This window comes from Nocardia sp. CS682, assembly GCF_004634405.1.
Classification (GTDB): Bacteria; Actinomycetota; Actinomycetes; order Mycobacteriales; family Mycobacteriaceae; genus Nocardia; species Nocardia ninae.
In genome coordinates, this window is the sequence record NZ_CP029710.1 from 1,019,895 (window position 1) to 1,039,226 (window position 19,332).

The 19,332-nt window shown below is 65.0% G+C and carries 24 protein-coding genes; 10 read left to right on the forward strand and 14 right to left on the reverse strand.

Annotated elements, in window-relative coordinates:
- Positions 1–74 precede the first annotated feature (74 nt).
- From DMB37_RS04205 to DMB37_RS04220, 4 genes are all read left to right on the forward strand, one after another.
- Positions 75–632: a hypothetical protein gene (locus tag DMB37_RS04205; RefSeq protein WP_135231552.1), complete on the forward strand. Its 558-nt coding sequence runs from the start codon at positions 75–77 to the stop codon at positions 630–632.
- A 53-nt stretch (positions 633–685) separates the two neighbouring features.
- Complete coding sequence (locus DMB37_RS04210; RefSeq protein ID WP_135231553.1) at positions 686–1,162, forward strand: hypothetical protein; 477 nt, start codon at positions 686–688, stop codon at positions 1,160–1,162.
- Complete coding sequence (locus DMB37_RS04215) at positions 1,126–1,656, forward strand: hypothetical protein (RefSeq protein ID WP_135231554.1); 531 nt, start codon at positions 1,126–1,128, stop codon at positions 1,654–1,656. Before DMB37_RS04210 ends, DMB37_RS04215 begins: the two co-directional genes overlap by 37 nt.
- Before the next feature lie 614 nt (positions 1,657–2,270).
- A complete protein-coding gene (locus DMB37_RS04220) occupies positions 2,271–3,758 on the forward strand; it encodes an NAD(P)/FAD-dependent oxidoreductase (RefSeq protein WP_255508393.1) in 1,488 nt (495 codons plus the stop codon).
- Positions 3,759–3,849: 91 nt separating this feature from the next.
- On the opposite strand, the gene DMB37_RS04225 is transcribed toward DMB37_RS04220, so the two are convergent.
- The 4 genes from DMB37_RS04225 to DMB37_RS04240 are packed head-to-tail and all read right to left on the reverse strand — an operon-like array spanning position 3,850 to position 7,767.
- Positions 3,850–4,869, reverse strand: a complete 1,020-nt coding sequence (locus DMB37_RS04225; RefSeq protein ID WP_135231556.1) for an ABC transporter substrate-binding protein — start codon at positions 4,867–4,869, stop codon at positions 3,850–3,852.
- A 15-nt stretch (positions 4,870–4,884) separates the two neighbouring features.
- Positions 4,885–5,709 (reverse strand): ABC transporter ATP-binding protein, encoded by an 825-nt coding sequence (locus DMB37_RS04230; RefSeq protein WP_135231557.1) that lies wholly within the window; start codon positions 5,707–5,709, stop codon positions 4,885–4,887.
- Between the two features lie 7 nt (positions 5,710–5,716).
- Entirely contained in the window at positions 5,717–6,754 is a 1,038-nt protein-coding gene (locus tag DMB37_RS04235) for an iron chelate uptake ABC transporter family permease subunit (protein ID WP_206055184.1), read from the reverse strand.
- On the reverse strand, positions 6,751–7,767 hold the full coding sequence (locus DMB37_RS04240) for an iron ABC transporter permease (RefSeq protein ID WP_135231558.1): 1,017 nt from the start codon (positions 7,765–7,767) through the stop codon (positions 6,751–6,753). The genes DMB37_RS04235 and DMB37_RS04240 overlap by 4 nt, the downstream gene beginning before the upstream one ends.
- Before the next feature lie 424 nt (positions 7,768–8,191).
- On the opposite strand from DMB37_RS04240, the gene DMB37_RS04245 reads away from it, so the two are divergent.
- Positions 8,192–8,638 (forward strand): hypothetical protein, encoded by a 447-nt coding sequence (locus DMB37_RS04245; protein WP_135231559.1) that lies wholly within the window; start codon positions 8,192–8,194, stop codon positions 8,636–8,638.
- Between the two features lie 121 nt (positions 8,639–8,759).
- Here the strand turns inward: DMB37_RS04245 and DMB37_RS04250 are convergent, their stop codons facing one another.
- From DMB37_RS04250 to DMB37_RS04270, 6 genes are all read right to left on the reverse strand, one after another.
- On the reverse strand, positions 8,760–9,311 hold the full coding sequence (locus DMB37_RS04250) for a PASTA domain-containing protein (RefSeq protein ID WP_167768736.1): 552 nt from the start codon (positions 9,309–9,311) through the stop codon (positions 8,760–8,762).
- 283 nt (positions 9,312–9,594) lie between these two features.
- Positions 9,595–10,731: an alkaline phosphatase PhoX gene (locus DMB37_RS04255; protein ID WP_135231561.1), complete on the reverse strand. Its 1,137-nt coding sequence runs from the start codon at positions 10,729–10,731 to the stop codon at positions 9,595–9,597.
- Positions 10,732–10,955: 224 nt separating this feature from the next.
- The gene (locus DMB37_RS41210) at positions 10,956–11,360 is read right to left on the reverse strand and encodes a VOC family protein (protein ID WP_240772235.1); all 405 of its coding nucleotides are present in this window, start codon (positions 11,358–11,360) and stop codon (positions 10,956–10,958) included.
- A gap of 94 nt (positions 11,361–11,454) precedes the next feature.
- Entirely contained in the window at positions 11,455–11,940 is a 486-nt protein-coding gene (locus DMB37_RS41215; RefSeq protein WP_240772236.1) for a hypothetical protein, read from the reverse strand.
- Positions 11,941–12,082: 142 nt separating this feature from the next.
- Positions 12,083–12,643: a GNAT family N-acetyltransferase gene (locus DMB37_RS41870; protein ID WP_135231563.1), complete on the reverse strand. Its 561-nt coding sequence runs from the start codon at positions 12,641–12,643 to the stop codon at positions 12,083–12,085.
- A gap of 291 nt (positions 12,644–12,934) precedes the next feature.
- Positions 12,935–13,789, reverse strand: coding sequence for an LLM class flavin-dependent oxidoreductase (locus DMB37_RS04270; RefSeq protein WP_135231564.1), 855 nt, complete (start codon positions 13,787–13,789; stop codon positions 12,935–12,937).
- 116 nt (positions 13,790–13,905) lie between these two features.
- Here DMB37_RS04270 and DMB37_RS04275 point away from each other — a divergent pair, with 116 nt between their 5' ends.
- On the forward strand, positions 13,906–14,505 hold the full coding sequence (locus DMB37_RS04275) for a histidine phosphatase family protein (RefSeq protein WP_240772238.1): 600 nt from the start codon (positions 13,906–13,908) through the stop codon (positions 14,503–14,505).
- A 19-nt stretch (positions 14,506–14,524) separates the two neighbouring features.
- Here DMB37_RS04275 and DMB37_RS04280 read toward each other — a convergent pair whose 3' ends face one another.
- On the reverse strand, positions 14,525–14,953 hold the full coding sequence (locus DMB37_RS04280) for a nitroreductase family deazaflavin-dependent oxidoreductase (RefSeq protein WP_240772239.1): 429 nt from the start codon (positions 14,951–14,953) through the stop codon (positions 14,525–14,527).
- Between the two features lie 245 nt (positions 14,954–15,198).
- Between DMB37_RS04280 and DMB37_RS04285 the strand changes: the two genes are divergently transcribed.
- Complete coding sequence (locus tag DMB37_RS04285) at positions 15,199–15,612, forward strand: nuclear transport factor 2 family protein (RefSeq protein ID WP_135231567.1); 414 nt, start codon at positions 15,199–15,201, stop codon at positions 15,610–15,612.
- A gap of 49 nt (positions 15,613–15,661) precedes the next feature.
- Here the strand turns inward: DMB37_RS04285 and sigJ are convergent, their stop codons facing one another.
- Positions 15,662–16,552, reverse strand: coding sequence for an RNA polymerase sigma factor SigJ (sigJ, locus tag DMB37_RS04290; protein ID WP_135231568.1), 891 nt, complete (start codon positions 16,550–16,552; stop codon positions 15,662–15,664).
- A 133-nt stretch (positions 16,553–16,685) separates the two neighbouring features.
- Between sigJ and DMB37_RS04295 the strand changes: the two genes are divergently transcribed.
- On the forward strand, positions 16,686–17,270 hold the full coding sequence (locus tag DMB37_RS04295) for an NADPH-dependent FMN reductase (RefSeq protein ID WP_135231569.1): 585 nt from the start codon (positions 16,686–16,688) through the stop codon (positions 17,268–17,270).
- Between the two features lie 9 nt (positions 17,271–17,279).
- Positions 17,280–17,738, forward strand: a complete 459-nt coding sequence (locus DMB37_RS04300) for a nuclear transport factor 2 family protein (RefSeq protein ID WP_135231570.1) — start codon at positions 17,280–17,282, stop codon at positions 17,736–17,738.
- Between the two features lie 97 nt (positions 17,739–17,835).
- On the opposite strand, the gene DMB37_RS04305 is transcribed toward DMB37_RS04300, so the two are convergent.
- Positions 17,836–18,210, reverse strand: coding sequence for a VOC family protein (locus DMB37_RS04305; protein ID WP_135231571.1), 375 nt, complete (start codon positions 18,208–18,210; stop codon positions 17,836–17,838).
- Positions 18,211–18,277: 67 nt separating this feature from the next.
- On the opposite strand from DMB37_RS04305, the gene DMB37_RS04310 reads away from it, so the two are divergent.
- A complete protein-coding gene (locus DMB37_RS04310; RefSeq protein WP_135231572.1) occupies positions 18,278–18,643 on the forward strand; it encodes a helix-turn-helix domain-containing protein in 366 nt (121 codons plus the stop codon).
- A gap of 25 nt (positions 18,644–18,668) precedes the next feature.
- On the opposite strand, the gene DMB37_RS04315 is transcribed toward DMB37_RS04310, so the two are convergent.
- Positions 18,669–19,304: a hypothetical protein gene (locus tag DMB37_RS04315; RefSeq protein ID WP_135231573.1), complete on the reverse strand. Its 636-nt coding sequence runs from the start codon at positions 19,302–19,304 to the stop codon at positions 18,669–18,671.
- Positions 19,305–19,332 lie beyond the last annotated feature (28 nt).

Consider the following 19,332-nt stretch of genomic DNA (forward strand, 5'->3'; position numbering starts at 1 on the left):
GGCGACCGGATTCCGGCCCCAGCGCTGCCCAGCCGGTGTCCGATGGTGTGTGTCTGTTGAATCCGATCTCGTGCATGCTCGACCTCCCGCCGCTTCATAGGCAGAAATACGATCTGACCCCGACCCAGTCGCAAGCGCTGTACAGTGCCGCCACGGCCTTCGAGGCTGGTGCTGCGGGCGTGGCCTGCGCGGCCATTCCCGTTGTAGGTCCTTATATTTCGTTTGTCTGCGGCGCTGTCATGGCTGGGGTGATGCGGTTGATGGCGCCTGAGGCCGACGACTACTACACGATCACGGTGAAATACGGCATCCTCGGGCCGGAGGTCAGTGTCCAGCTCAACCACGTCATCAAGGGCACCGCAATCCCGGCACCCAGTGAGCTCAGACCCTCCACGACACCCACTGGCCAAAACGGTAATGGTGGCGACAACGGCAACGGCAACGGTCGTGGTGATGGAAACGGCGGCGGAAGTGCTGCGCCCACCGCGCCGCCCTACACACCTCAACCAGCGCCGCCCGTACCTGCCACCCCGACAGCAGCGCCAACCGCCATCCCCGTCGACCCGCCACGGACCCAGCCGAGTCCGCCGCAGCGGCCGGACAAGCCGTGCACCGGAGCGTGCTTGGCATGACGCGGCGAGCACAGCATCTATCACGCCATTCCTGGTCCAACGGAGGTCAGCTGGTGACAACAAGACAGCGAGCGTGCACCGTGGCCACGGTGGCCGCAGCCGCTTTGATCGGGCTGACCGGATGCGGCACTCCGTCGGAGCCGGGTTCGGGCCCGAGCTCGTCCACCACGACCTCAGCCGTCACCGCCGACGACCTGCAACTTCGGGTCAAGTCCATGCGGGTAGCGATTTACGAAGGGCGCTACCGCGACGCCTACGACATGCGGTCCGACGCTTGCCGCCAGGCGATCGGTTACGACGAATACGCTCGAGCTATCGCCACCGAGTTCGCCGACAAACCCCACCCGGGACCAGATAGCCTGCGAGTCCTTGTCGTCACCGCCGAGGACCCCAGCCGCGGTGTCCACCGCGCCCAAGCCCAACTATACGAAGCAGGCCACGAGCAAGACCCAGCCAACGAGACACCACGCTGGTGGACCGTCGAGGAGGGCCAATGGAAGTTCGACAACTGCAACCCTCCCGCGCCGTAATCGGCGCGACCACGGTCGCCGCACCGATCTACATCCTGCTCACCGCTCTGTGCGGCGGCACGGCGATCTATGTCCTCATCGCCACCCTCGGCCCACCGTATGCGGTCGCCGGAGCAATCGGCGGCGGGCTCGGGGTCGGAGGCGGCGCCTACCTCAACGACCAACGACGCACCAGCGAGTTCGGATCGCTGGACAACAGAATCGGATTCGAGCACATCGTGCGCGGGCAGAGCCCTACCGGCGTCAACCTCCAGTGGCTGCATTCCATGATCGAGCGCGAACTGCGGCGGACCAGCATCGCGATTGTCGGATCCGGCGTCTGCGGCGCCGTAGCGGGGGTGGCAGCGGTGGCGCTCGGTTTCTACTCGGGCGCCCTGATTCTGCGAGTCGTCGGAGCGGTCACGCTCATCACCATCGCGGCGGTCCTGGTGGTTGTCAATTTTCGCCGGCGCCGACAACTCCAATTGCTGGATTCGGCCACGTTGCCACGCTGATCAACGGTTGCTGCGTACATGCCGCTTCGCCAACGCCGAAGCCGACAATGACAGCGATCGAGACAGGCTCTCGCTGGCTGGAACCTCGCCCTGTTTCCCGACCACGGCAGCCGGAACCGCCACTCCCCTGCCCACGGTCATCGAACACCGATAGGCCAACCGCGATCGGCGTGCGGGGCGCGGGGACTGCGGCGGACAAGTGCACCTGCTGCTGTAGCGGCGCGCTCGTCCGGCTCTATGCCGGACGCGGCTGACGAGTGCGCCGACGGCGGAATCATGGGCTCGCCCGGGACCTCGGCGGTAACAGGCGCATCAGCTTCTCAATAACTGCTCGGGTGGTGACCCCGTTCCTATTAAACGTGTCAATTGATATACGACCCACCCGTGCGAGGTGGACAAAATTCCGAACGGAAGTGTGGTAAGAAACTATCGACAGCGGAGGTGGCGCGCCGATTACCGGCAATAGCCTCCGTGGCACGTCTCGATAATCCGTCGGTGGGCGAACGTCTCCGCCCGCCGAAACCTTCATTGTTTCCCGGTGCTGTGGATGCGCGTTGCTTGCGCGTATCCCTGATGAAAGGCGTGGTGCTGCAGTGCATTACACGGCGATTGTGGTGGGGGCGGGGTTCGGAGGGATCGGGATGGGGGTTGCGCTCAAGCGAGCCGGTATCGACGATTTCCTGATCCTGGAGAAGGCCGACGAGGTCGGCGGCGTCTGGCGGGACAATATCTACCCGGGCTGCAATTGCGATGTCCCGTCTCATTTATATTCGTTCTCCTTCGCTCCCTACCGCGATCGGCACATTCGTTATCCGGGACAGGAACAGATTTTGAATTACCTGAGCAGGGTCGCCGCCGATGAGGGTTTGCTACCGCATCTTCGGGTGGGTTGCCCGGTCAGTGAGGCCACCTATCTGGAAGCTCAGGGTTACTGGGAGGTGATCACCGCGGCTGGGCTGCGCATGGTGGCCGATGTGGTGATCTTCGCGGTCGGGCAACTTCATCGCCCGCATCTGCCGGAGTTTCCCGGCGGAGCCGACTTCGCCGGTCCGGCGTTCCACACCGCGCGGTGGGATCACCGACATGATCTGCGCGGTCTCGATGTCGCGGTGATCGGCACGGGATCGAGTGCGGCCCAGATTCTGCCCACCTTGGCCGCGACCGCTGCCCATGTGCGTGTCTTCCAACGAACCGCCCATTGGGTGCTACCGAAACCGTCGAAGGATTTCGGACGTCTCGCCCGGGCGGTCTTGGCACTACCGGGCGGGCACCACTTGTACCGGCGCGCACTGCATTACGGTGCCGATACCGTGCTCGCCCCGGTGATGTGGCGCGGCTGGTCGGCGCGACCGGTCGAATGGCTTGCGCGCTGGTATCTGCGGCACACGATCTCGGACCCGGCCCTGCGCGCGGCCCTGACACCGGACTATCGGATCGGCGGCAAACGCATCGTCCTCGACAGCGAGTACTACCCGACACTGACATATCCGAATGTCGAGCTCGTCACCGCTCCGATCGCCAAGATGACAGCGGAAGGACTCGAGACCACCGACGGTGCACAACACAAGGCCGACGCTGTCGTTTATGCCACCGGCTTCAAGGCTCCGGAATTCCTGGTGCCGATGCGAGTGCGCGGCCGTCGCGGAGTCGAGCTGGCAGCGCAGTGGGCCGACGGCGCGAGCGCTTTCCTGGGAATCGCGATCCCGGGGTTCCCGAATCTGTTTCTGCTCGCCGGCCCGAACAGCTTCAACAGCGCAGGCAGCAATCCTGCGATGAAAGAGCTCCAGATGCAGTACATAGTGAACTGCCTGCGCTGGCGTGATCGGATCGACGCTGCCGCAATCGAGGTCACCGAGGCGGCAATGCAGAACTACCAGCAGTGGTTGGAGCGGGCGATCGCCACGACGGTATGGCCGCCCGCGTCCAGCTGGTACCGGCATCCCAGCGGGCGCGTCACCAACCCGTGGCCGGCGTCTGCTCGCACCTACCGGCGCATGTTGGACAGTTATGACCCTGAATCGTGTTTCCGTGCGTCGAACAAGCAGCGGGACATCGACGTGACCGAAGCTGCGGTGTCCGCGCCGCCGCGCGCTGCTTGTTGAGCGACGCCGGTCGGGCCCGCGAGCGAGAAGAGCCGAAACCCTTCCTCTGCAAAGGGTTTCGGCGTACCTCGAATGCACCCGTCAGCGACGCTCAGCCCAGGAACTTGCCGAGATCATCGAGCACCCGCATCGCCCCGATCGGACCGAGCCCGAGAAACCACACCTCGTCGTCGACCGCGATGGCATGCCCGGCCTTGACCGCGCTCATGTTCCGCCAAATCGGGCCCTCGGTCACCGCTTTCTGATCGGGCGAGACCGCCGAGCCGTAACTCGCGTAGAAGATCCAGTCGCCGGCGGCCTGGTCGATGTTCTCCTTCGAGATTTCCACCGCCAGCTCGTCGACGTTCTGATTCGCCGGTCTCGGCAGGCCGACATCGGCGAGGATGACGCCGATGAAGGACTTCTTGCCGTAGAGCCGGATGTTGCCGCTCATGAAGCGCACGAGCGAAATCGTCGGCGCGCCAGTCAATTTGGCCTTCACCTGATTGGCTTTGGTTTGATAGTCGTTGAGCAGCTTGGTGGCCTGTTCCTCCGCGCCGAGTGCGGCGCCGACCAGCAGGAAATTCTCCTTCCACGGGAAGCCCGGCCGGATGGAGAATACGGTGGGCGCGATGGCCGAGAGCTGGGGATACAGGTCGTTGACGCGTAACTTGCTGCCCAGGATCAGATCTGGCTTCAATGATGCGATCTTCTCGAGGTCGAGCGTGTTGGTCGGGCCGACCGTCGCGATGTTCTGCACGCGGTCGGCCAGATACGACGGCACCCCCTGCTGTCCGGCGGTGGTGGCCATGCCGACCGGTGTCACGCCCAGCGCGAGGACGTCGTCCAGCTCGCCGGAGTCGAGAACGACTACCCGCTCGGGCTTTTTCTCGATGCGGGTCTGCCCCATGGCCTGCGTGACCGTGCGCGGAAACACGCCCGGCCCGACGTCCGCTTTGAGCTTGGCGGTCTCGGTATCGGCGGTGGCGAACAGTGCTCCACCGGTGGCGACGTTCTTGTCACCGTGACCGGTATCGCCCGCGCTGGCGGGGGTGGTGGCGGGATCGGTGCCGCATGCGGCGAGCAGCGCGGCGGCGGCAACGGCGACCACCGCCTTTGTCCATCGGACCATTGTGTGATTCCTTTCCTAGGACCGGGTGGCGGGCACGGCGGCCCTGCCGGAACGATGTCGTCCGATGGGAACGACCATCGGGGTGCCGGACACGGGGTCCGGGATGATCTGCGATGGAATGCCGAAGACGTCCTCGACCAATTCCGCGGTGAGGATGTCGGAGGGCGCGCCCTCGCAGGCGATCTCGCCGGCTTTCATGGCGATGAGGTGATCGCCGTAGCGGGCGGCCAGGTTGAGGTCGTGCATCACGATCACCACGGTGGTGCCGTCGGTGGTGTTGAGATCCGCGAGCAGGTCCAGCACCTCCACCTGATGGGAGATATCGAGGAAGGTGGTCGGCTCGTCCAGCAGCATGATCGGGGTGCGCTGGGCCAGCGCCATGGCGATCCACACCCGCTGGCGCTGGCCGCCGGACAATTCGTCGACCGAGCGCGACGCCAGTTCGACGGTGTCGGTGACTTGCAGGGCGCGCGCGACCGCCGCGTCGTCCTCGGGTGTCCAGCGGCGGAACATGCCCTGGTGTGGATAGCGACCGCGACCGACCAGATCCGCGACGGTAATACCCTCGGGCGCGACCGGGGATTGAGGCAGCAGTCCCAACTCCCGCGCGACATCCTTGCTGCGCAGCGAGGAGATCGGCGCGCCGCCCAAGTAGACCGCACCGTGGGTGGGCGCGAGCAGCCGTGCCAGGCCGCGCAGCAACGTCGATTTCCCGCATGCGTTGGTGCCGACGATCATCGTCACCAGGCCCCCGGGGATGCGCACGGTGAGGTCGTTCACGATCGTCACCGGTCCATAGCCGAGCCGCAGGTTCTCGGTGTGCAGAGTTGGTGTCACCACATCCCTTTCAGACTCGCCCGGCCCGGTTGGCCGCGGCGAGCAGCCACAGCAGATACGGCGCGCCGACCGCGCCGGTGACCACCCCGACCGGCAGCGGGTTGCCGAGTAGATGCTGCGCGACGAAATCGGCGAGCAGCGTGACCAGCGCGCCGGTGAGCGCGGCCGGCACCAATGCTGTGCGACCACCGCCGGTCAGCCGGGTGGCGATCGGGTTCGCCACGAAGGCGACGAACGCGATGGGACCGGCGACCGCGGTAGCGAAAGCCACACTGGCGGTGGCAATCAGCAGCAACAGCAGCCGCGTGCGCTCGACCCGCAGGCCCAGGCCGGCCGCGACGTCGTCACCGAGTTGCAGTCCGTTGAGCGCGGGGGCGAGCAGCGCGGCGGCGGGCACCAGCACCACGAGAGCGATCGCCAGCGGCATGACCGCGTGCCAGCTCCGGCCATTGAGATTGCCGATCATCCAGACCAGCGCCTGTTGGGCGAGCGCGACATCGGCCCACGTCATGAGGTACGACACGATGCTGGTCAGCACCGCACCGACACCAACACCGATCAGCACGAGACGAAAACCGTTCACTCCGCCGCGACGCGCGAGGCTGTAGATGACCGCGCCCGTGACGACCGCGCCGACGAAGGCGGCCAGCGACAACGCCGTGCCGGACAGTCCGAAGACGATCAGACCGGCGACGGCCGCCGCGCTCGCACCTTGGGAAATCCCGATCACATCCGGGCTGGCCAGCGGGTTTCGTAACAAGCGCTGAAACAGCGTGCCGCCGATACCGAACGCGATCCCGACCAGCGTGGCCGCGACCGCTCGCGGCAACCGCAGCTGCCTGACCACGAACGCGTCCTGCCCGCCGCCACCACCGAGCAGAATGCCCGGAATATCGCTCAGCGGAACCGAATACGAGCCGACGGTGAGCGACAGCGCGAAAACCACAACCAGCGCCAGGAGTAAGGCGAGCGCTACCAGTCGCGCGCGAGTGGCGCCACTGCGTCGAGCATGGGTGACGGCAGCCAGCGAGGCGACATCGATGGTCACGCCTGCACCAGCTTCCGGCGTCGCACCAGCATGACGAGCAACGGCCCGCCGAGAACCGCGGTCACGACACCGACCTGTACCTCGGCGGGTCGAGCGATGACGCGGCCGACCACATCCGCGACCAGCAGCAGAATCGAGGCGATCACCGCGGAATACGGCAGCAACCACCGGTGATCGGGACCGGTGATCAACCTGGCCGCGTGCGGGACCATCAGGCCGACGAAGGCGATGGGTCCGGCGATGGCCGTCGCCGCGCCGCACAGCACGACCACCGCAAGCGCCGCCACACCGCGGGCGACCGGCACATTCTGGCCCAGCGCGCGGGCCACGTCGGTGCCGAGCGCCAGCGCGTTCAACATTCGCGCTGACATCGCCGCGAGCAGGACGCCGACCGCGAGAAACGGCACCGCCTGTCCAACGGTCGGCAGATCGCGCTCGGCGAGCGACCCCACCTGCCAGAAACGGTATTGATCGAAGGTGGTGGTGTCGGTGAGCAGCAACCCGCTGGTCACCGACTGCAACGCGGCGGTGACCGCAGCTCCGGCGAGCGCGAGTTTCATCGGCGTGGCGCCGTCGCGGCCGAGCGAGCTGACGAGATACACGACCGCACCCGCGACCGCGGCACCCGCGAAGCCGAACCACACGTAGCCGGTCACCGAGGTCACCCCGAGCACACTGATCCCGAGCACGACGAACAAGGCTGCGCCTGCGTTGACACCCAGCAGCCCGGGATCGGCGAGCGGGTTTCGCGTCGCTCCCTGGATGATCGATCCGGCCAGCCCCAGCGCGACACCGACCAGCACCCCGATCGCAGTGCGCGGCAGCCGCAGATCGCGCACGACGGCGTGATCGACATCGGTCGGGTTGTAGCGGAGCAAGGCGTCGAGCACGGTCGTGAAGGTCAAAGCGCGCGAGCCGACGCTGATGCTCAGCACCACTGCGAACGCGAGTACTGCCAGTAGCAGCACCAGCCCCGTTGCGAGCGGGAGCGTCCTGGTTCGGGCGCGATCCATCTGTGTCGGTCACCTTCGATTTAGAACAATACGGTTTGCCTACCCTAATTGACCGGTGGGCCTGCTGAGCCACCGGCTGGCAACACCCGGTGGTCCATCACGGCGCGGCGATCGAACCCCGCTGGGTCCGGCCATGTCGACGCCGGGTGCTCGGCCACGTTTCAGCGCATGCGTGGTATCGAATTAGCGCCAGAAGCTGACAACCCGGCCGCTCCGAAGTACCTCGGCGGATCACCCCACCGCGGCGGACGACGTACCAGGAGGTGCCGCGCCGAGCGGGCGGTTCACCCGATGCGCGTCCGGACTGGTTCCGTGCCGAACTCGACGACTGATTGTCGTCGAGACGGATGGCTCGAGCGTCGGCTACAACGTTGGCGTGCAGTACTTTTTGCGTAGCCGCGCGAGCCGAGTCGGAGGAAGCGATATGTCGATCGTCACGGGTGAGGTGGCCGCGATGCTGAACGTTCTCGGACTTCGCAAGGGAGACAACCGGATTCTCGACGTGATCGTGCTCCTCGGTCCTGAAATGGAGGTCGAGGACTTCGACTGGGGCGACGTGCAGTCGACGTATTACCTCTTCCGCCGAGCGGGGACAGAGCTGCTTTTCGAAGACGAGGTGCTCGTGTCGGCGATAGTGCGGACCCTGCCGGACAGCGCGGACGAGACCTACCGGCCATATCCCCGGCCGGGCGCCTTACTGGAAGGCTTGTCCCCCAACGCAACTCGGTCCGAAGTAACGGCTTTGCTGGGACAACCGGAGCGCGCTGGACCGAACTTCGACAGGTACGAAGTTAACAACCGCTACCTGCATTTCGAGTTCGACCCCGCCGGACGTGTCGCCAAACTATCGGCGCTGCTCGAGCCAGTTTGAGTGATCCCGGGTGCATCCGGCTCCGATGCCCTCCGGAGGGTGGACCTCCGGCCGCTGCTTCTCCACGCTCAGCTCGACGGCCCGGCTGTTGTGCGCACGAGCTGTTTCTGTCGCCGCCGGGTCAACTGTTCTTCTTGGTCATCGTGAGCACGACAACCGAATCCGAACCCACGACCGTACCCGCTCCGGGCTCCACCGATACCACGGTCCAATTCGCCAGCATCACAACAAGACTGATCCCCGGGGTGGCCGAGGCATATCTAACCTTGGTGAAACCCGCCGTCTCCAAGATGTCGTCGGCGATGGCACCGTTCTTACCGACAACATCAGGAATCGCGATATCGGCAACTGGTGCCACCGTCGTCGCTCTTTTGGCCAACGGCGCGGAACTCAAATCCGCTACCGCAACCGGCGCCGCAGCCGAGGTGGTGACCCGCGCGGCGCGGTCTCCGGAATTCCCATCCGCCGCGCTACCGATCATCCCGACCACCAGCAGTCCGCCGATGATGGCCGCGATCCACACCCACGCCGACAACGGCTTCTTCTTCGGTGGCATCGGCGGGCGCGGCTGGGCCACCCACGCCGGAGTCTGTTGCGGGCCATGAAGATACGGTTGCGGGCCATGAAGATACGGTTGCGGGCCGTGCGGATACTGCGGCGGCTGATTGACCATGGAACAAAATCCCTTCGACATCGGCGGCGCCGGGATCGCCGCGGCCAGGCCGCAACACCCAGCCGTTGCCCGCATTCAGACCCGGCACCATCGGCAACCGGGCAGTACTGTCGTAACCGAAGGCCAAGTGCCGCAAGGCATCCCCGGTCGGTGCCGAGACATCGGCTGGGCGATCACCGAGGAATCTCGGTCGGCGTTGGGGCCACCCAGCATTACCGCCCAAGCCTGTCACGCCACAACGCAGCGCCGGAAGTCATTCAAATGATCTAACCTGTCACGTTTCTCAGCGACGGAAGGGACCGGTCACCTCGTAGGTGATGCCGCCGCTACTCGAACCCGAGGTGCCGCGCTGCGAGGAGAAATACAGTCGGTCGCCGGCCGGGTTGAAGGCCGGGCCTGCGATCTCCGACCCGCTCGAGTTGGCGATTTGCAGGAACGGTGCGACGACGTCAGCAGCGATCAGGCAGATCTGCATGTCACCGCCGTCCTCGGCGATGAACAGGTCGTTGTTCGACGCCCCGGTGACGTTGTCCACTCCGGACAGTGGTGCACCGTTTCCGGGCTCGTAGGTGATCGAAAGCTGGTTGCCTGCAGCGTCATACGCCCAGACCCTGTTGTCGCCCTTGGTGGTGAACCAGCACGTGCCGCCCGCGTAATAACAGCCTTCACCACCGTTGAAGACCTTCGCTCCGCGCACCTGTTGCCGCGTCGGCCTGGATTGCGCCGACGGGTCCGGGACCGGTTTCCAGCTGAGTTTTCCCGAGGACTCGACGAGCACCTCGAGTTTGCCGCTCGCCAGATCGCCCCAGGAAGTCGGGACGAATCGGTAGAAGCAGCCGTCGCGGCGGTCCTCGGTCATATAGATGACCTTGCGATCCGGGTCCGCCGCGCAGGCCTCGTGTGTGAACAGTCCCATCGCCGGTCTCCGGGTACCGGTGTTGCGACCCCACGGGTCGGTTTCGAAAACCGCACCCTTGTCCACCTCTTCGCAGGACAGCCAGGTGTTCCACGGCGTGGCGCCACCAGCGCAGTTGCGGCTGGTACCCGACAGTGTGCGATGCGCGCCGACGATAGCGCCATCCGCACCGAAGACGATCGCGCCGACACCGCCGGTACGGTCGACCTCGCTGTTGGATACATAGATCCACCCCGAGCCGTCGGCGAAACAGGCGCCGCCGTCCGGCGCGGGATGCCAGGTGTAGTTCGATCCGGCCACCCGCTGCCCCGAACGGGCAACGATCCGGCTGGTGAAACCCGCAGGCAGGAACACCCCGTTGGCGTCGGGCGTCTTCGACAGCGGTCCATACGGCGACTCACCGGAAACGGCGCCCGCGCTGAAGGCCTCGAGCCATGCCGCCCCACCGAGCGCCACGCCGCCTCCGCCGATCACGCTCACCCGCAAGAAATTTCGACGGTCCACAAAGCACCTCCAACACGGATTGAATCCAGCCCGGCAGAGCGCCAGTGCGGCCGGTAGTGCCGTCACCCCATCAGTCGGTGTCGCAGTGTAATCGCCTGCGGTAAGCCGAGGTTCGAAAGGAGTGGAACACGGTACAGTCAGTTTACCGAATCAGGTTGGTGTGCATTTCGTTTCGAGAAGTCGATCAACGGAACAATGCTTGAACTGCGGACCCGCCGCACTGCCTACCCGGCTGCCGAATCTCCGCCGAACACCCACGGCGTCAGCACCACAAGCCACCCGTCCGGATCCTCGAACAGCACCGCACCGCGCCGCGACCAATACGGATTGGCAGGCACGACCGGACGATGCCCACGCCCGCCCAGCCGATCCACCGCAGTCCGCAGCGCCTGTTCGCCCCGCAAATACAGCACCAACTGATTCTCCGGATGCGGCGGCGGTATCGCCGGCGGTGTCCCGTGCTGGGTGATCTCCAACTGCACCCCGGCATCGGGCAGCCCGAACACGATCCCGTCGTATCCGTCGTGATCACGCCACTGCGCCAGCACGGCCAGCCCGAGATCATCCCGATAGAACGCCACCACGTCGTCGAACCGCGCCGTAGGCCGTGCGAACCGCACTGCGCCCACACTCAAATGCTCCGGCCACACATCCACCCCAACACCACAACTCGATCGATCTATCCCTACCAGTCGCGCAGATCCCGCCTGGCGACAGTTGCTCTCACCGGCGCCTGAGTTCTCGCATTCCTTCGCCGGTTCCGACGAACCACCAGCCGGAGGGAGGATCAGGCGGCAAACAGCCGTCCAGCAGCGCGATGAATCCGTCAGCGACCTCGAGAATACGGTTGAGTTGGACGCCACCGGGCCGACGAGCATGACCGTCCGATACCGCGATGTCGTCCAGAATCAGCCACTGGCACAACTGATCTGTGCTTACATCACCCGCTGCTACTGCGGCGTCGCGGGCAGCCCGGGCGAATCCGCGGACCTCGTCTCGCTGTTGTCGGGTGTCGAAGTCGATCGTGGTGCCGAAATCGCTGATTGCGGCGGCGCGACGCCACTGGTCGCAAAGGTCGGCGAGCCAGGGATCGTCAGCGCGCGGCTCCTCCCCTATCTGGTCGACCAGATAAGCGAACCACACGCCGAGCGCGTCGTCCACAGCCCAGAAGCCTCGACCATCGATCTCCACGAACTGTGTCGCGCTCATCCCCGAAGTATGCAGCAACCACCTGGTTTGGCTGACGCGCGAATAGGACTGCTCGAGACTCGGTGGCAGCGAATGTCCCACATCGCAGCGGGTCTGGTCCGCAAAGATCACACGTGGTCGTTGGAAGCGGTTGATGCGCCTGTCAGATCGGGTTCTCACCTGCTCTACGCACATGTCGATGCCCATCGCCAGGGAAAGTGGGTGGCGCGGCGGGGAGCAGGTCCTGCAAGGTATATCCGCACTTGTTCGCCACCCGGCAGGAGGCATGGTTGTCCTTTGCGTGGAGCAGCTCCAACTGATTCAGTCGGACCATGTTCTGTTCAGCAAGGGCCCACCGGGACACGGTCTCGACGGCACGGGCAGCGATGCCTCGACCGCGGGCGTGGGCTGCGGTCCAATACCCGACCTCGGCTACCCCGGCCGTGGTCATTTTCACCACTACATGGCCGACGGGCGAGTGATCGTCGTCGGCGCTCACCACAGCGAAACTGAACCGTGTGCCGTCAATCCAGCCGTCAACCTGAGCGTCCACCCAGTTCCGGGCATCGGTTTCGTCGACCAAGTGGCTGGCAAGCCAGCGACGCAAACCCGGATCACGATGTGCGGCAACCAGAGCTGGCAGGTCGTCCAACCGCCATGGGCGTAGCCGCAACGCCGCCGCATCCTCGGTCCGCGGCACAGACAGGATGACCTTCACAAACACGCATTATCGGGTATCGAGGTGCCTCATTCCGGACGGGTAGCTCCCCGCCGGAGAACGCGATCGCGGTTGGTCAATCGGCGAAGTCTCCGAAAGTACTGACCGCGGAATCGGCGCTCAGCGGCCTCGCGTCGAACATAACTGGGATCCGCAAAGACTTCGTAATAGGAGTTCTCTGCCTCATCACGCCCGCCGTCAGCGTCGATGACGCGCGCTAGTGAATCCTGGGATGGTCCGTAACTCGGAAAATCGACGATCCACGAGATCCTCGGTGCGGCTTCATCTTTCACCGAATCAGTATGGCGTGGCAGACCGGATCTGAGGCGGTCCGGCGTCCACGATCTCGAGCGACAACTCCAACGGGTCGTAATGGATGAGCGATTCCATCCACCACGTCATGCCCGCTTCGGCAAGTCCGGCAACGTCGACTTTGGTCGGCTCGTTCCACGCTGGGCTGGCATTGCCGGCAACGACGACATCGAATTCGCGTTCGGTCGAGCGGCCGGCGCTGTCCACCGCGGCGACGATACCGGCCAGTTCGTCCGGAGTAAGTGTGTGATCTTCCGGGTTGGGGAAGATCCCGTTGCGGCGGGCGGCTCGGCGGATCACCTTCGGGTTGTTGGTCGAGCTCGCCACCCAGATCGGGATGTGGTGTGGTTCTGGTGTTGTTGCCTCGAGACGGACCTCGTAGTGCGAGCCGTTGTGCTGGTAGGTCTGTCCGGACCACACTCCGCGGACTATGTCGAGTCCCTCGTCGAACATGGCGGATCGGGTTCGCAAGTCGCCGGGTTCGCCGAAGCGGCTGAAGTCACCGGACTCGTCCGAGCCGAGGCCGGTGCCCAGGATGAATCGTCCGTTCGACAGGTTGCTCAGTGTGGCCGCGTGACGTGCAACGACCCAGGGGCGGCGCCGCGCGAGAGGCGTGACTGTGGTGCCGATTCGAATCCGGTTGGTGGCTTGGGCGATTGCGCCCAGGGTTGTCCAGGGATCAGCGATGGGCATGGCCTCGCCCAGTAGGTGATCCCAGAGAAATACGCCGTCCCAACCTGCTGCTTCGGCACGGACCGCCAGATCGACTAGACTGCGCGGATCGCCGAACGGGCCGAACGGTGGTAGGTAGACCCCGCAACGAAGGTGATTGCCGGTCAAGAGATTTCTCCGCACATAGTCGATCGCTGGACGGATCCGATGGTATGCCCCTGTCCTCGCGGAAGCCGGCTACTGGGCCGACTTCGGCGGCATCGCTCGAAGTGCAGGATTGCTTCGTGAGTGGTTTTGTACGGGTGTGGTGCCTGCGTCACGCCGAATCGGAGAATGTCATCGCGGGTGTGTCCGGAGCTGTGCCGCTGTCGCCGTTGACATCCCGCGGTTTTCGCCAGGCCGCGGTGGCAGCCCGCGCTCTAGTTGACGAGCCGATTACCGGCGTCTACTGCAGCACTGCGTTGCGTACTCGGCAAACCGCCGCCGCACTGCTCGAGGGCCGCAGCATCGATATCGTGGCGTTACCCGAGTTGGTCGAGGTCGGGATCGGTGCGGCGGAGGCAACGACCGATCCCGGCGTCCGGCGGCAGACCGCAGAAGTGTTGCGGCGGTGGATAGTCGACCTGGAGCTCGAGCGACGAGTAGCCGATGGTGAATCCGGATCACAGGTAGTGGCCCGGATGACTACCGCTTTGGAGCAGATCAGGCGGGCACATGATGGTGAGTCCGTCGTGCTCGTTGGTCATGTGGCAAGTCTGAGTGTGACGTTGGCGCAGCTCTGCGGTCTCGGGGCTCGGGTGTGGGGCCGCCCCCTGCCGCACGCCGTGCCGTTTCTTGTCGAGTGGGACGGCAGATTCTGGCAGTGTCGATCGTGGCCCACGTAACCGACTTCGGGGATTTTGGTCAGGTGGGCTCGACGCGGAAGATCGCGATGCGCTCGGCTACGGCGGCCAGCCCGTCTGGTGTGGCTTCTTCGACCAGGCCGGTCTTGACGAACCATTCGTCGAGCTTTGCCGGGCTGTTCGCGACATGGTCGCGTAGCAGCGAACGGCGTTCTTCCACAGGGAGTTCCACCATTCGTACTGCTGAGGAGCGTCGGCCACGGGCCAGCGTGACCGTCGGTGAGGCCCGAACGTTGGCTACCCAGGCCGACTTCGGATACGCCTGGAAGATATAGCGCGCGCCAGCGAGCCGGAGCACCGAGACCGGCACCTCTCGCAATTCACCGGTGCGCCGGCCGACGACTGTGAGGATGTGCATGTCCGAGAAGGCGACGCCCCGCTTCTGAAGCAGGGTGACGAGCTTGTTGAGTCGATTTACATTGCGGCGCAATCGTTCCGGCTGTCGAGTCATAGTTCGTTCCTAGAGGTTTCGGGCATGCAACGATGGTCGCTGAGTGTTCTGGCGTCGCTCTTGCGCGGCACTGTCTTGGTAAGTCGGCAGTGGGAATAGGCGAAAACTACCGACGCGGGTAATCCGCACAGCCAGCACAGTGGTGGCACAACCGAACGCACTGCCGCTTCATGATCGACCACCAGGTCACCCATCCATGAGGCGCCTAACAGCAGGAGGACACCTTGACCACCGCAACCCATCCGGCGCGCACCGCCAGCCAAGCCTTGCATGCCGCAGTCCGAGCAGGCGACAAGAACACCTGGCTGGACCCGTTCGCCGTGGACGCCCTCGTCGAAGATCCGGTCGGCCCTTCGCATTTCGACTCGGAAGGTGCGGGGCACCGGGGCCGCGACGCCATCTCGGCGTTCTGGGACAAGGCCATCGCGCACAACGAGTCGATCGAGTTCCTGTTCGAGGACTCGTTCGCCTGCGGGAATGAAGTCGCCTACACCGGCAAGGTCCGCAGCCACGCCGGCGGCCAAGTGATCGACTCCGAGGGCGTGTTCATCTACAAAGTCGACGAGGCGGGCAAGATCCTCGCCGTGCGCGCCTTCTGGGAGACCGAGCGCACCATGGCGACCATGAGACCTGCCTGACAGCCGCCGGTTTCACTGGAAGACGTATCAGGTTCGTGCGATCGTCGGTTCAGGAGGCTGTCCACGAACGCAACTTCTCCGGGTTCCGAATCGCCCAGATGCGACTGATTCGGTCGTGGGTGATGTCGAAGGCGTAGACCGAGACGATGGTGTCGTCGAGTTGAGCCACGAGACCGGGCTGGCCGTTGACCGTTCGCTCCAGCAGGGTGACGGCGGGGCCGTGGGTGGCGATTTCCATGAACGCGTGGGCGATCTGGTCGCCGCCGTTGATCGGGTCGCGGAAGGCGAGTGCCAGGCCGCCGCCGTCGGCGGTGGCGATCGCCTGCGGGTCGAGCAAGCCGATCAGAGCCTCGATATCCTTTGTCTCCCAAGATCTTTTGAACTCTCGCACCACCCCGGCACGCTCGGTGGCCGATGGACTTCGCGAGGTGTCGATGCGGCGGCGGGCGCTGGAGGCGAGCTGGCGGCAGGCCGCCGGGGAGCGCCCGACGATGTCGGCGACCTCGGCGAAGGAGTAGCGGAAGACGTCGTGCAACACGAACGACACCCGCTCGGCCGGCGTCATGGAATCCAGTACGACGAGGAAGGCCATGCTGATCGACTCGTCGAGGGTGACCCGGTCGGCCGGATCGACGCAGGCGCGACCACTGCTCGATTCGGACCGGGCGGGTATCGGCTCCGGAATCCATTCGCCCACATAGCTTTCCCGCCTGGCACGGGCGGAGCCGAGCAGGTCGAGGCAGATGCGGCTTGCGACCGTGGTCAACCACGCTCCCGGCGCCGCCACTTCCGCCCGCTGCCGCTCGGCGAGGGCGTACCAGCGCGCGTAGGTCTCCTGCACCACATCCTCGGCCTCGGTCACGGAGCCGAGCAGCCGATAGGCGACATTGATCAGCTGACGGCGCTCCTTGATCACCTCGGGCAGGTGCGGGTCGGTCATGGACGGCTCCTTCGGTCTGTGCGCTCTCACCGAATCGACGAATCAGCGAGCCGATTTGTGAGGCTGCCTGACATTCCGGACGGCTGTGTCGTCGGAAGGTCATGACATCTTCAACGAACCAGGAGTTCCGGCCATGAGCAGTATCGGCATCATCCTCGGCAGCACCCGGCCCAACCGTAGGGGTGCGCAGGTCGCCCAGTGGGTCCTGAATACCGCAGCGCAGCGCGGCGACGCCGAATTCGAACTGATCGATCTGCGCGACCATCCCCTACCGCATCTGGACGAGCCCATGCCGCCGATGCACGGACCTTCGATACATGCGCACACCCGCGAATGGGCCGAGCGGATCACCCCATTCGACGGCTTCGTCGTAGTGACCCCGGAGTACAACGGCGGCGTGCCGGGAGTGTTGAAGAACGCCATCGACCACCTGTGCAGGGAATGGGCCGACAAGGCGGTCGGCTTCGTCTCCTACGGCGTCAGCGGCGGTGCTCGCGCAGTGGTGCAGCTGCGGATGGTGTGCAGCACGCTGGGAATGGCCGATGTGAGCCGCCCCGTGGAGATTTCGGTGCTCACCGATTTCGAGAATTACACCACCTTCACACCGCGCGACCACCACCACGCTGCACTGAGCACCATGCTCGACCAAGTCGTCTCCTGGAGTACCGCGCTCGCGCCACTGCGCGCGGACACCGAAACCACGCTCGTCGATTCCTGAGGCGCCGATATGACGATTCCCAGCAACTTTCAGTCCAACGCTGAACTCGATGATGTAGAGCTTCGCCGGCAAATCGACAAGCTGGTCGAAGCGCTGCGCGCGAAGGATCTCGAAGGCGTGCAACGGCAATACACGACCGACGTGGTGTCCTTCGATGTCGAACCGCCGCTCCAGCATGTCGGGATCGCGGCCAAACTCGAGAACTGGGCGAAAGTGTTTCTGCTCTTCGAAACAGTGGACTACGAGATCCGCGACCTCACGTTCACCGTGGGCGGTGACGCGGCGTTCGGTCACGCCTTCGCACGCCTGCACGGCACACTGAAGAACGGGGCGACGACGACCGGAATGTGGGTCCGGGCCACGTTCGGCATGCGAAAGATCGACCACACCTGGCTGATCGCGCACGACCAGGTCTCCGTCCCGTTCGAGTTCCACAGCGGTAAAGGCGTGGTCGACCTCGAACCCTGACGAGATGCCACTTCAGAGCGGGCCACCGGCGCCGGGATCGTCAGGCAGCGGGTCGACCGACTCGTCGCCCTCGATCTCGGCCAGTGCGTCGAGCTACTCAGCCGAGTACTCGGTCCCGCACCTGTGGCGACCATTGCACGTATTCGACTTCTGCCCCGTCGGCGTGGCGCAGGTAGACGAATCGTCCGGTTTCGCTATGGAGGGGACCGCCGATGATGGTGGCTGCGGATGCGGTGAGTTCGGCGATCAACTGGTCGAGGTCGTCGACGACCACCGGGCCGATCGTGCCGCGGTATCGGTGGGTGTGCTCGGGTGCGCCCGCGATGAGCAGGAAGTCACCGATCGCGGCGATTTCGGCTTGCTCGAAGGCGAATCGGAGATCGGCGGAGGTGCCTACGAGTTTCTCGTAGGTCGGCAGCGCGGCGTCGAGATCGGCTACGAACAGGCGGGCGTAGGTCTTCAATATCTGCACGTCGGCAAAGCTACGGTGGAGTTGCCGGTAGCGGCAGTACGCACTTGAAGGTGAGCAGTGGTTGTCGATGGGCGATGCGGAGCAACTCGGGCGAGATGTCGCGTGGCGGGTATTCGTCGCGGTGTCGACGAAGTGGGGTCTGCGTGTGCTCGAGGAAATAGGTGCGGGCCGGCACCGCTTCCGCGAGTTGCACCGCGCCGTCGAGGGCATCAGCTACAAGATGCTCACCCAGACGCTGCGCGAACTCGAAAACCACGGTCTGGTAAGCCGATACGATCACCACACCGCCAATCCGCGGGTCGACTACACCCTCACCGCGGCAGGGGAAGAACTTGTGCAGACCATCCACGGGTTGTGTGGCTGGTCCAGTGTCCACCTGGACCAGCTGCTCGCCGCCCCCGCACACCGCTCCGACGCACCGGCAGCCGGCTGACCGGTGCGCAAACGCCGTGCCCCACTCAGCTTTCGGCGAGGACCGCAGCATCCACATACCGTGGATCGCGAGTGATCGCGGCGAAAGTCGGCGCGCCCTCGCCGCCAACCGATTCCTCCACCTCGGCCAACCGGCCGAGCAGATCGAAGTAGCTCGCCTCGGCCGGCCGTAATGCCGCGATCGTCGCCGTGAGATCGATATCGGCGACGAACCGCGCTCCGTCGACACCCACCGACAGGGTCGCCAGCCATCCGTCCGCATCGGCCGCGAACATCGACCCGCTGGTCTCGGCCCAGAACAACACCACGCTCGGCGCCGAGCTCACCAGCCCTGCCGCGGCCAGCAGCACCAGTGCGGTATAGATGTTCGACTCACAGAACCCGAAGTGCATCAGATACGCCTCGAGCGCCCCCTCTCGATACCTCAGCACATACGTCAGGCCACCGGTATCCTCCCCGAAACAGTCGGCGAAATACTCCCGAGGCGTTATCCCCTCCTCGGCCTGCCGCCAATCCGGTGCCTTCCCGTCCCAGAACCACCCGTCATACATCGCACCGTAATTCTCGATGGCCGCCGGACCCGGCGCAGGTGTCGCCAACCACTGCTGGAATGCCGCCTGCCCCATGGGAATTCGAGCAGCAACGACAAACGTGTCCGACACAACCGGCTCCTCATCGATCTCTACGACG

What these genes read in the sequence shown, in the direction of transcription:
- sigJ (WP_135231568.1), bottom strand. Translation starts at nt 16,552, where the DNA reads ATGACCGACCCGCACCTGCCCGAGGTGATCAAGGAGCGCCGTCAGCTG.
- DMB37_RS04205 (WP_135231552.1), top strand. Translation starts at nt 75, where the DNA reads ATGCTCGACCTCCCGCCGCTTCATAGGCAGAAATACGATCTGACCCCG.
- DMB37_RS04225 (WP_135231556.1), bottom strand. Translation starts at nt 4,869, where the DNA reads ATGGTCCGATGGACAAAGGCGGTGGTCGCCGTTGCCGCCGCCGCGCTG.
- DMB37_RS04295 (WP_135231569.1), top strand. Translation starts at nt 16,686, where the DNA reads ATGAGCAGTATCGGCATCATCCTCGGCAGCACCCGGCCCAACCGTAGG.
- DMB37_RS04245 (WP_135231559.1), top strand. Translation starts at nt 8,192, where the DNA reads ATGTCGATCGTCACGGGTGAGGTGGCCGCGATGCTGAACGTTCTCGGA.
- DMB37_RS04215 (WP_135231554.1), top strand. Translation starts at nt 1,126, where the DNA reads ATGGAAGTTCGACAACTGCAACCCTCCCGCGCCGTAATCGGCGCGACC.
- DMB37_RS04300 (WP_135231570.1), top strand. Translation starts at nt 17,280, where the DNA reads ATGACGATTCCCAGCAACTTTCAGTCCAACGCTGAACTCGATGATGTA.
- DMB37_RS04240 (WP_135231558.1), bottom strand. Translation starts at nt 7,767, where the DNA reads ATGGATCGCGCCCGAACCAGGACGCTCCCGCTCGCAACGGGGCTGGTG.
- DMB37_RS04310 (WP_135231572.1), top strand. Translation starts at nt 18,278, where the DNA reads ATGGGCGATGCGGAGCAACTCGGGCGAGATGTCGCGTGGCGGGTATTC.
- DMB37_RS04250 (WP_167768736.1), bottom strand. Translation starts at nt 9,311, where the DNA reads ATGGTCAATCAGCCGCCGCAGTATCCGCACGGCCCGCAACCGTATCTT.
- DMB37_RS41215 (WP_240772236.1), bottom strand. Translation starts at nt 11,940, where the DNA reads ATGAGCGCGACACAGTTCGTGGAGATCGATGGTCGAGGCTTCTGGGCT.